This window comes from Pseudomonas sichuanensis (assembly GCF_003231305.1).
GTDB classification, from domain to species: domain Bacteria; phylum Pseudomonadota; class Gammaproteobacteria; order Pseudomonadales; family Pseudomonadaceae; genus Aquipseudomonas; species Aquipseudomonas sichuanensis.
Window position 1 is genome coordinate 48717 of sequence record NZ_QKVM01000042.1, and the last position, 10651, is coordinate 59367.

The window sequence follows — 10651 nt, forward strand, 5'->3', positions numbered from 1 at the left end:
TGGCCGTGACTGAACAAGCGTTTCGCGGCACAAGGCCGCTCCTACAAGGGGGCGCTCATCTGGGCAAGGGCTATGTCGCTCTCCGCCACCGCGCACGTCGCATTCAGACAAGCACACGTCTTTGCCAATCTGCTCCCGCCACCGCCAAAGCCGAATAATTGATCCATCGGTCAACCCTGCGCCACGGGCTGGCTGGCGCGACACCTACGAGTAAGCAGCCTCGTCTCACAATTCCAACGCTGCGGCGCCCCGTGCCCCGGACCACCGGCAGGCATCCATAACTAGAAAACCGAACAACCCCCAACGTGCGCCTTGCCGTCGACGGCCTTGGTGCGCGCGTGCTTGTGAGACTTGACTGCCATGATCGCTACCACCGTTTCTGCCGCCGATTCGTCGGGCGGCCACCGCAATGCGTTGCTCGTCGCCCATATCGCCGCCGTGCTGTTCGGCCTTACCGGCATCCTTGGCGCACTGATCGAGGCCGATGCCAGCCTGATCACCTTCGGCCGCGCCACCTTCGCCTTCATCGCCCTGGGCTTTGTCGCCGGGCTCAAGGGCACGCGCCTGCTCGATGCGCTGAAGTGGCGCAACCTGCCGGTGCTGGCCGTGACCGGTGGCTTGCTCGCCGCCCACTGGCTGACCTTCTTCGTGGCGGTCAAGGTCGGTGGCGTGGCCGTGGCCACGCTTGGCTTCGCCAGCTTCCCGGCGTTCATCGCGCTGATCGACGTGAGCGTGTTCCGCGAGCGCATCGGTGCGGTCGAAACCCTGTTGCTGCTGATGGTCACGGCCGGCCTGGTGCTGGTGGTGCCCTCGTTCGACCTGCTCGACAGCGGCACCGTCGGCCTGCTGTGGGGCTTGGCCTCGGGCCTGGCGTTCGCCCTGCTGGCGGTGGCCAACCGCCGTCGCCCGGCGGGCATGAACGCCCTGCAGGTGTCGTTCTGGCAGAACCTGGTGGTGGCGATCGTCGTCGCACCGCTTGCCTTCAGCCACCTGGCCACCAGCAGCCTGAGCGCCTCGGACTGGATCAACCTGGCGCTGCTGGGGGTGTTCTGCACCGGGCTTTCGCAGTTCCTGTTCGTCAAGAGCCTGGACGGGCTCCAGGCGCGCACGGCGGGCATGATCATCGCCCTGGAGCCGGTGTACGCCATCGCCTGTGCCTGGTGGCTGTTCGGCGAGCAGCCGTCGCTGCGCATGGCGGCGGGCGCGGCGCTGATCGTGCTGGCCACGGTGTTCTGCGCCTGGCGCAAGGCTCCGACCCACTGAGCCGGCAACACCCTCTACCTGTCCGGGCACGCATGGTTTATGGTGCCAGGCTGCAATCTGGAGGGTAACCACATGGACATCGACAAACTGCACGGCCGCCTGGAGTTCCTGCGCCAGGCGGAGCAGCTCAAAAGCGTGCTCAGAAGCGCACACACTTCGTCCGGGCGGGCCGAGAGCACCGCCGAGCACACCTGGCGCCTGTGCCTGATGGCCATGACCTTTGCCGACGAACTGGCCGGCCTGGACCTGCTCAAGGTGCTCAGGATGTGCGTCATCCATGACCTGGGCGAAGCCATCCATGGTGATATCCCGGCCGTCAGCAAGGATGCGTTCCCCGACAAGAGCGAGCAGGAACGCACCGACCTGAAGACGCTGCTGTCCAGCCTGGACGCGCCGCTGCAGGCCGAGCTGCTGGCGCTGTGGGAAGACTACGAAGCCGCGGCCTCGCCAGAAGCCCAGGCGGTGAAGGCCCTGGACAAACTCGAAACCCTGCTGCAGCACAACCAGGGCCGCAACCCGCCGGATTTCGACTACGCCTTCAACCTGAGCTACGGCAAGCGCTACACGGCGGCCACCCCGCTGTTCGCGGCGCTGCGCCAGCTGATCGACGCCGACACCCGCAGCAACCTGCAGTTGAACCTCAACATTCGTGGCGAGCAGCCCGACGATATTGACGCCATCAGCCGGCTGACCGAGGCGGCCTTCGCCAACGCTGAACATAGCAGCCACACCGAGCAGTTCATCGTCACGGCGCTGCGCAAGGCCGGGCAGCTCACGGTGTCGCTGGTCGCCGAGGAGGGTGGGGCGCTGGTCGGCCATATCGCCATTTCCCCGGTGACGATCACATCCGGCGCCAGCGGTTGGTTCGGCCTGGGGCCGATTTCCGTTGCGCCGTCGCGCCAGGGCCAGGGTATTGGTACGACGTTGATGCAGGCCGCGTTGGCCGAGCTGCGGCGCCTGGGTGGTCAGGGCTGTGTGGTGCTGGGTGATCCGGCCTACTACGGGCGTTTCGGCTTCAAGGCCGAGCCGGCGCTGGCGCTGCCCGGTGTGCCGGCGGAGTACTTCCAGGCCCTCGCCCTGGCCGGGCCGGTACCCAGTGGCCAGGTGAGCTATCACCCGGCGTTCGAAGCACAGGCCTGAGCGCGCCTTCGCGAACGGTCATCCTGTAGGAGCGGCCTTGTGCCGCGAAAGGGCCGCAAAGCGGCCCCGGCAATCGTGCATGTGACATAGACCGTCGGGGCTGCTTCGCAGCCCTTTCGCGGCACAAGGCCGCTCCTACACAGAACATGAAATGCCTGCGAAAGGCCGCATAGCGGTCAGTTGCTTCCCATGGCCGATTGCCGCAACCACTCGATCAGCACCTGCAACCGCCGTGGCATCGGCTCGTGGGGCGGGTGCACCAGGTAATAGCCGCAGCGGTCTGCCGCGACGAAGTCGCCAAACGGCAATATCAGCTCGCCGTTGGCGATACGTGCCTTGACCAACTGTTCACGGCCAATGGCGATGCCCACATGGTTCACCGCAGCCAGGGTGCACAGGTCGGAGCGGTCGAAGGTGAGGAAGCGCTCCGGCAGCGGCACATCCAGCGCCATGCGCTGCAACCACGAGCGCCACTCGGCATCGTGCGCCGCGTTGTCCCAGGCCGCGACATCGTGCAGCAAGGTACAGGCGCCCAACCCCTGGATGCCGCCCTGCAGCCCATGCCGCCGGGCGTATTCAGGGGAACACACCGGCGCGATCCGCTCCGTCATCAGCGGCGTGCTGACCAACCCCGGGTAATGCCCGTCCGAATAGCACAGCACCAGGTCGACCTTGCGGGTGCGGTAGTCGATGCTCTCGTTGCCGACGCGGATGTCCAGCTGGATATCCGGGTACTGCATGGTGAACTCGGCCAGCCGCGGCACCAGCCAGCACTGCGCCACCGATGGCCGCACATACAAAGTCAATTGCCCGGCCACCTGGCCATGGGCGCGGTCGCGTACGGCTTCAGACAGCGCATCCATGGTGCGCTGCATGATCTGGAACACGCGCTCGCCGTCCTCGGTCAGCGTGACCTTGCGCGGCAAACGGTGGAACAGCTTGAGCGCCAGCTGCTGCTCCAGCCGGCCGATTCGGTGGCTCACTGCGCTGGCGGTCAGGCACAGCTCGTCGGCCGCCCGGGCAAAACTCAGGTGCCGGGCCGCCACCAGGAAGGTGTGCAGGTTGGCCAGGTGCGCGCCGTTGAGTTTCGGCGCGAGCGGGTGAGCGGGGGCGGGCATGGGCGCTCCTCTTCAGCTTCGCGCTTTGGCGAGGTAGGCGGCATATTCGTCGGCAGGCACCATGCTGCCGCCAGTGCCCCAGACCAGGTGCGTGGCCTTGGCCATGCGCGCAGGTGTCAGGCCGTTGCGCTCCAGGTAATCCGCCGCGCCCAGCACCTGCAGCAGGCCCGGCACGCCGGCCAGCGCCGAGGGCTCCAGGCGCGCCTGCTCAAGGTCGTGGGCCAGGGCCAGCAGGCGATACAGTTCTTCATCGGTGACGGTGTAGTAGCCATCGATCAGCCGCTGCATGGCCTTGCCGACGAACCCGGAAGGCCGGCCCACCGCCAGGCCATCGGCGGCGGTGAGGTTGTCGATGCCGAAGTCCTGCACGCTGACCGCGTCGTGCAGCCCGGTGTACACCCCCAGCAGCATGCACGGCGAATGGGTCGGTTCGGCGAACAGGCAATGCACATGGTCACCGAATACCAGCTTCAAGCCGAAGGCCACGCCGCCAGGCCCGCCGCCCACGCCGCAGGGCAGGTAGACGAACAGCGGGTGTTCGGCATCCACGCGGATCCCCGCTTGTGCGAACTGCCTGGCCAGGCGCTCGGCGGCCACAGCGTAGCCGAGGAACAGGTGCGGCGAGTTCTCGTCGTCGACGAAGTAGCAGGCCGGGTCAGCGTCGGCCTGTTGCCGCCCTTGCTCCACCGCCACGCTGTAGTCCGAGGCGTATTCGATCACCGTCACGCCATGGCTGCGCAGCTTGTCCTTCTTCCACTGACGCGCATCGGCCGACATATGCACGGTCGCCTGGAAGCCCAGCCTGGCGCTCATGATGCCGATGGACAGGCCCAGGTTGCCGGTGGAGCCGACGGCCACCTTGAACTGCCCGAAGAACGCCCGCGCTTGGTCGCTGGCCAGCGCCCGGTAGTCGCTGTCCAGGGTGATCAGCCCGGCACCCAGCGCCAGGTCCTCGGCATGCTTGAGCACTTCGTGGATACCGCCGCGAGCCTTGATCGAGCCGGAGATCGGCAGCTCGCTGTCGGCCTTGAGCCACAATTGGCCGCTGGGCGGCAGGCCGGCCTCCTGCAGCAGGGCGCGCTGCAGGTTGGGCAGCGGGCGGATCGGCGACTCGATGATGCCTCCGTTGGCCGCCGTGTCCGGGAACACCGTGGCCAGGTAGGGCGCGAAGCGCGCGAGCCGGGCGCTGGCGGCGGCAACGTCGCTGGCGTCCAGGCCGACATCGTTCAGCGCCTGGGCGGCAGGGGCGATGCCGGGGTTGAACCAGCGGGTCGGCTGCAAGGCCACCAGCTCGCGGATCAGGGGGTGGCTCTGGCACCAGGCTTCAAGCGTTTTTCCGAGAATCATGGGTACTTCCTGGGTTGTTCAGTGAGGTCAGACGAAACGGGCAAGCAGCAAGGTCGCCAGCAACGCCACGCAGGAGGCGAGCACGGTGGCTGCGGTGAATTTTTTCAGGGCCTCGGCGAGGGACAGCCCCAGGTATTCCTTGACGATCCAGAAGGCCGAGTCGGTGACGTGGGTCCAGCCAATGGCCCCGGCACCGATGGCCACCACCATGATCGCGCGATCGTATTCCGGCGACTGCCCCAGCATCGGCAGCACCATCCCGGCGGTGCTGATCATGGCTACGGTAGCCGAGCCGACGGCAAAGTGCATGAGCCCCGCCACCAGCCAGGCCAGGATGATCGGGTTGAGCTGGGCCTGGCCCAGCAAATCGGCCAGCACCTTGCCGATGCCGCTGCCGACCAGCATGTCGTTGAAGGCACCGCCCGCGCCGATGATCAGCAGGATGCCCGCCAGTGGCGTGAAGCTGCGCTGGGTCAGGGCCAGCAGCTGGGCCATGCTCTTGCCACGGCGCAGGCCCAGTTGCCAGTAGGCCCACAGCACCGAGAGGGCAATGGCCACCAGCGGGTTGCCGATGAAGCTGACCCATTCGCGCAGTGCCGAGCCTTGCGCCAGGTGGGCGGCGATGAAGGTCTTGCCGACCATGACCACCAGCGGCAGCAGCACCACGCTGAGGGTGGTCGCGAAGCCTGGCATGGGCCCGGCTTCAGCGTCGGTCTGGCTGCAGCTGTCGAGGAACTGCCGCTGGGCCGGGGAGGGCGCGCGGTCACAGGTCAGGCGTACCCACAACGGCCCGGCGATGATGGCGGTGGGGATGCCGACGATCAGGCCATACAGGATCACCCTGCCGATGTCTGCGCCCAGCAGCCCGGTGATCGCCGTCGCGGCCGGGTGCGGCGGCAGCATGCAGTGCACCACCATCAACGACAGCGCCAGCGGTACGCCCAGGTAGAGCATGCTCACCCGGGTCTGCCGGGCCACCACGTACAAAAGCGGCACCAGCAGCACGAAGCCGACTTCGAAGAACACCGGGATGCCGGCGATGAAACCGATCAGCATCATCGCCCAGTGCGCGTGGCGTTCACCGCACCAGCCCAGCAGAGTGGTGGCGATGCGCCGGGCGCCGCCGGATTCTTCCAGCAGCTTGCCGAGGATGCTGCCCAGGCCAATGATGCCGGCCAGAAAACCCAGGGTGCTGCCCATGCCTTTTTCGAAGGCGCCGATGATCGCCGTGGGTTGCATGCCGGTGCCCAGCCCGACCACCAGGCTGGCGGCCAGCAAGGCGAGGAAGGGGTGTATGCGCAAGCGGCTGATCATCACCACGATCAGTACGATCGACAGGCCCAGCACGAGCAATGAGGAAGTGGGGGACATTGTTGTTGTTCTCTCCGTCGCGGTCTCGCGTCCGTGCGAGGTGTCGTTGTTTTCGCGAATTAGAGAGCAGCGCCACGGGGCCGGACAAACGATCGATCGTCAGGCCATGCATGACCGGGCGTCATGTGTCAGCGGCGCTCAGGCCACCGCCTTGCGCAGCGGCACTTCACGCAGCAGCCAGCTCAGCGCAAAGGCCAGGCAGGTGACCAGGCAGGCCACCAGGAACACCCCATGCATGGCCCCGGAGAAGGCGGCGAGGTAGGCCTGTTGCAGGGGCGCGGCCAGGGCATGCACCTGTTCGGGTGACAGGCTGGTCGGCGCCGGGGTATCGGCCGGGAACGTCTGCGCCAGGCGTTCGAGCAGCGCATGGGAGAACAGGGCGCCGAACACCGATACGCCGATGGCGCCGCCGATCGAGCGGAACAGGGTCGCCCCCGAAGTGGCCACGCCCATGTGCCGCGGCTCGACGCTGTTCTGCACGGCCAGTACCAGCACTTGCATGACCATTCCAAGGCCCGCGCCGAGCAAGCCCATGTACAGGTTCATCACCGCCATCGGCGTGTGCTCGTCGAGCCGGCTGAGCAGGGCCAGGGCAATCGCCTGCAGCAAGGTGCCAAGGATCGGGAACATCCGGTAGCGCCCCCAGCGGCTGATCAGCCGCCCGGTGATGGCCGACACCACCAGCAGCCCGCCCATCAGCGGCAGCATCTGCAGCCCGGCACTGGTCGGCGTGGCGTTCTTCACCACCTGCAGGTACAGCGGCAGGAAGGTCACCGAGCCGAACAGCGACATGCCGACGATGAAGCCGATCAGCCCGGCCAGGGCGAAGGTGCGGTGACCGAACAGGTGCAGCGGCATGATCGGCTCGGCGGCCCGGCGCTGCTCGTGGATGAAGCCCACCAGGCCGATCAGCGCGAACAGCGACAGGCACAGGATATCGAGGGAACCCCACGCCAGCAGGTTGCCGCCAAGGCTGGTGATCAGCACCACACAGGCCAGGGTCAGGGTGAGGAAGCACGCGCCAACGTAGTCGATCACGTGCTTCACCCGCGCCACGTGCGGGCGGAACACACTGCCGATCACCAGCAGCGCCAGCAGGCCCAGAGGCAGGTTGATGTAGAAGATCCAGCGCCACGACAGCTGCTCGACCAGAAAACCACCGATCAGCGGCCCGACCACCGTGGCCAGGCCGAACACGCCGCCGAACAGGCCCTGGTAGCGACCACGCTCGGCCGGCGGAATCACATCGCCGATGGCGGCCATCGCTACCACCATCAGCCCGCCACCACCGAGCCCCTGCAAGGCGCGCAGCAGCACCAGCTCGGTCATGTCCTGGGCCATGCCGCACAGTGCCGAGCCCACCAGGAACAGCACGATGGCCACCTGCAACACGCGCTTGCGGCCATACAGGTCGCCGAACTTTCCGTACAGCGGCACCACCACGGTGGAGGCCAGCAGGTAGGCGGTGACCACCCAGGACAACCAGCGCAGCCCGCCCAGTTCGCTGACGATGGTGGGCAGGGCGGTGGAGACGATGGTCTGGTCCAGTGCGGCGAGGAACATCACCAGCAGCAGGGCGCCGAGCAGCAAGGGGATCGGCGGGTGGGCATCGCGTTCGAGTGCAGTGGATGGGGTTGTCATGGGTTGGCCTGGGCGAGGGGAGATTGGCCGGCGTCCCGCAGGCCGGCGAGGGCGAAGCGGTACAGCTGCTCGCAGACTTGCGCGGGGGGCATGCCGAGGATTTCCTGCACGGCCCCGGAGCCGCCACGCGGGCCGATCAGCAGCATCGCCCAGGGGGCGGTGACGCAGAGGATGCAGCGGGTCAGGGCGGGGTCGTCGAGGGCGAGGCCGCTGATCTCGCTGAACAGCCCCTTGAGCAGCATGAGCTTTTGCGGCGCCGTGCCCTGCAAGGCCTGGCCATGGCTGCTGGGGGTGAGCAGTTCGGCGGCAAGCACTCGCAGGTGCCAGGCGCCTCGGCCTGAGCTGGCCTTGTGCACGACCTGTTCGATCAGTGCGCGCAGTTTGTCCGTGGCCGGCTGAGGTGCCTGGAGGATGCGTTGCAGGTTGCTGATATCGAGGAAGCGCCGGCGCGCTTCGTCGAGCACCGCCAGGTACAGGCCGTTGCGGCTGCCGAAGTGGTAGTTGATCGAGGCCAGGTCGACCTCGGCCTTGGCGGCCACCGCCTTGTTGCTGGACTCGGCGAAACCCTGGGCGGCAAACAGCTCGCCAGCGGCTTCGAGAATGCGCGTGCGGGTGGCTTCACCGTCCTTGCGCGGTTCGCGGGGGGTTGTGGCCATGGTCGGGCTCCGAGGGTGGGTCGTGGCCGGAGCTTGCGCGGGTCTAAATTTAAATTCAATTTAAATTTATTTCAGGGTGACGAGAGGTCGCTGCCCGGGGGCCTTGCAGGGTGCAGGCGGGCCTATCCTGTCAGTCGGCACTTCAATCGAGTGGAGGTGGAGCATGCGAACAGTCACATGGAGCTGCCTGCTGTTGCTGCTGGCGGCATCGGCCCAGGCCCAGACCGTCACGCCGCTCAAGGGCCAGAGCAGCCAGCAGATGCAGCAGGACATGGCCGATTGCAACAGCGTCGCCAGCAGTTCGGCGCCTGGCAGTGCGCATGTCGGTGGCCGGGTCAAAGGTGCTGCCGCCGGGGCGGTGGCGGGCGCTGCGGGTGCCCAGGTGCGCGGCAACCAGCACGACGAGGTATACGACCGCATGAGCGACGACGCCAAGCAGCAGTACCGGCAGAACCGCGCCGGCGAAACGGCTGCCGCCGGTGCCGCCGTGGGGGGCATGCGCCAACGCCAGGAGCGTCGCCAGGACCGCCGCGGCCAGGGCGAGGCCCAGGCCAGTGCCTACAGTGGTTGCCTGCAGGGGCGGGGGTATCAGGTCAGCCCTTGAGCCCGGCGATCACTTCGGCGGCGGTGGTGACCTGGCCGAAGTGGTGTTGCCACAGGCTGATCCCCAGCTGCCCCGAGCGGTCCAGCGACGAGCCCATGGTGAGGTCGGTGATCAAAGTCGGGCACAGCCCCGCATCGAACAGGGCGAAGCCTGCGGCCAGCACGCAGGTTTCGGTCTGCAGGCCGCACACCAGCACGCGCTCGACGCCCAGGCCCTTGAGGTATTCGAGGGTTTCGGCGGTTTGCCCGTAGCCGTGCTTGACGAACACCTTGTCGGCCTCGACCAGCGCCACGTCCTCGCTGGCCGGGTGCCAGCCGAGCTGGCGCTGGAACGGCGTGGCCTGTTCGTCGTGCAGTTCGATCGAGGCGACGGTGGGGATGTGCGCCGACAGCGCGCGGATGCCGTCCACCAGCTTTTCCGAAGGGCTGAAGGTGGATTGCACGTCGACGATGAGCAGGGCTTGGCGCATGAAGGGGGTCCGGTCCGGGGTTGCAGGGGCGGGGAGTATAACGTCGTGCCGCGATCACCGCCGAAGGCTTCTATGCTGATCCTGTCCTGTGGCAAAACCTGTGGCTTCACCTGGCATTTTGCGGGCAACGGCTTGTGGCAGCCGCTGTGCGGCGCCATGCCCCGGCGTTACACTCGCCGGCTTTTTTGCAGCGAGGGAATGCATATGCAGCGCATCGTGATACTGGGCAATTCCGGTAGCGGCAAATCGACCCTGGCCCGGGCCATCGGCGAGCGCTTGGGGTTGCCGGTGGTGCACCTGGACCGGTTGTTCTGGTCGCCGGGCTGGGTGGAGCCGGAGGCCGAGGTGTTCCGTGATCAGGTGCGCTCGGCGCTGGCGCAGGATGCGTGGGTGTGCGAGGGCAACTATGCGCGGCGTACGTTCGACCTGCGGTTGCCGCGGGCGGACTTGATCATCTGGTTGGATACGCCGCGCTGGGTGTGCCTGAAGCGGGTGGTGTTGCGGTCGTTGAGCCGGCGGCCGCGGGCTGACTTGCCGGCTGGCTGCAGTGAGCGGCTGAACTGGGAGTTTGTGGAGTTCCTGAAGTTTGTCTGGGGGTTCGATGGGGCCTACCGGCGGGGGATCGAGGCGCTGCGGGTGGCGATTGGGCCTGGGGTGCCTGTGGTTCATTTGCGGGGGCGGCGGGAGATTGCGGGGTTTCTTGGGGAGGTGGATGGGGTTGGGAGGAGGGGGGTAATTGGTGATGGGATGCAGGGGCGGCGTTCGGTTTGATGGCGGAATTTTGCCGGTAGATATTTTGCGGTTAGGTTGTTGATCCGTTCATCTGTTGTTTGGTTGTTTGGTTGTTTTTAGAGTTGTATGTGCATTCATTTACGATGTCGACGCATAGTCACCTTTCCGCCCTTACGGCGGGTTACTTTTTTTCTTGGAAAAAAGTAACCAAAAACCGCTCGCTCCATTCATACGGCCCTCCGCTGCGCTCCGGGTCCCTTCGCTCCGGCGTCCTCCGGGCCCGCGCGGCCTCCGACTTGCTGCGCAAGTC

10 protein-coding genes and 1 pseudogene are annotated in these 10651 nt (G+C 66.7%); 5 read left to right on the top strand and 6 right to left on the bottom strand.

The window, feature by feature from the left end; genetic code table 11:
• The first annotated feature begins 360 nt into the window (after positions 1-360).
• From DM373_RS20200 to DM373_RS29270, 3 genes and pseudogenes are all read left to right on the top strand, one after another.
• Positions 361-1263, top strand: coding sequence for a DMT family transporter (locus DM373_RS20200; RefSeq protein ID WP_110995245.1), 903 nt, complete (start codon positions 361-363; stop codon positions 1261-1263).
• Positions 1264-1335: 72 nt separating this feature from the next.
• A pseudogene (locus tag DM373_RS29265) lies at positions 1336-1893 on the top strand (HD domain-containing protein); the annotation flags it as partial.
• Positions 1894-1896: 3 nt separating this feature from the next.
• On the top strand, positions 1897-2403 hold the full coding sequence (locus tag DM373_RS29270; RefSeq protein WP_244215102.1) for a GNAT family N-acetyltransferase: 507 nt from the start codon (positions 1897-1899) through the stop codon (positions 2401-2403).
• 176 nt (positions 2404-2579) lie between these two features.
• Here the strand turns inward: DM373_RS29270 and dsdC are convergent, their stop codons facing one another.
• The 5 genes from dsdC to DM373_RS20230 all read right to left on the bottom strand — a co-directional run bounded on the left by dsdC (position 2580) and on the right by DM373_RS20230 (position 8536).
• A complete protein-coding gene (gene dsdC / locus DM373_RS20210) occupies positions 2580-3521 on the bottom strand; it encodes a DNA-binding transcriptional regulator DsdC (RefSeq protein ID WP_110995247.1) in 942 nt (313 codons plus the stop codon).
• Between the two features lie 12 nt (positions 3522-3533).
• Positions 3534-4868: a D-serine ammonia-lyase gene (locus tag DM373_RS20215; protein ID WP_110995248.1), complete on the bottom strand. Its 1335-nt coding sequence runs from the start codon at positions 4866-4868 to the stop codon at positions 3534-3536.
• A gap of 27 nt (positions 4869-4895) precedes the next feature.
• Entirely contained in the window at positions 4896-6239 is a 1344-nt protein-coding gene (locus DM373_RS20220; RefSeq protein WP_110995249.1) for a GntT/GntP/DsdX family permease, read from the bottom strand.
• Positions 6240-6377: 138 nt separating this feature from the next.
• Positions 6378-7880 carry an MDR family MFS transporter gene (locus DM373_RS20225; RefSeq protein ID WP_110995250.1) on the bottom strand — a complete coding sequence of 501 codons (1503 nt, stop codon included), beginning with the start codon at positions 7878-7880 and terminating at the stop codon, positions 6378-6380.
• Complete coding sequence (locus DM373_RS20230) at positions 7877-8536, bottom strand: TetR/AcrR family transcriptional regulator (RefSeq protein ID WP_110995251.1); 660 nt, start codon at positions 8534-8536, stop codon at positions 7877-7879. Before DM373_RS20230 ends, DM373_RS20225 begins: the two co-directional genes overlap by 4 nt.
• Before the next feature lie 163 nt (positions 8537-8699).
• Between DM373_RS20230 and DM373_RS20235 the strand changes: the two genes are divergently transcribed.
• Positions 8700-9140: a YMGG-like glycine zipper-containing protein gene (locus DM373_RS20235; protein ID WP_110995252.1), complete on the top strand. Its 441-nt coding sequence runs from the start codon at positions 8700-8702 to the stop codon at positions 9138-9140.
• Here DM373_RS20235 and DM373_RS20240 read toward each other — a convergent pair.
• Positions 9130-9609, bottom strand: a complete 480-nt coding sequence (locus DM373_RS20240) for a cysteine hydrolase family protein (RefSeq protein ID WP_110995253.1) — start codon at positions 9607-9609, stop codon at positions 9130-9132. The genes DM373_RS20235 and DM373_RS20240 overlap by 11 nt on opposite strands.
• A 204-nt stretch (positions 9610-9813) precedes the next feature.
• Between DM373_RS20240 and DM373_RS20245 the strand changes: the two genes are divergently transcribed.
• Positions 9814-10380 carry a P-loop NTPase family protein gene (locus DM373_RS20245; RefSeq protein WP_110995254.1) on the top strand — a complete coding sequence of 189 codons (567 nt, stop codon included), beginning with the start codon at positions 9814-9816 and terminating at the stop codon, positions 10378-10380.
• Positions 10381-10651 lie beyond the last annotated feature (271 nt).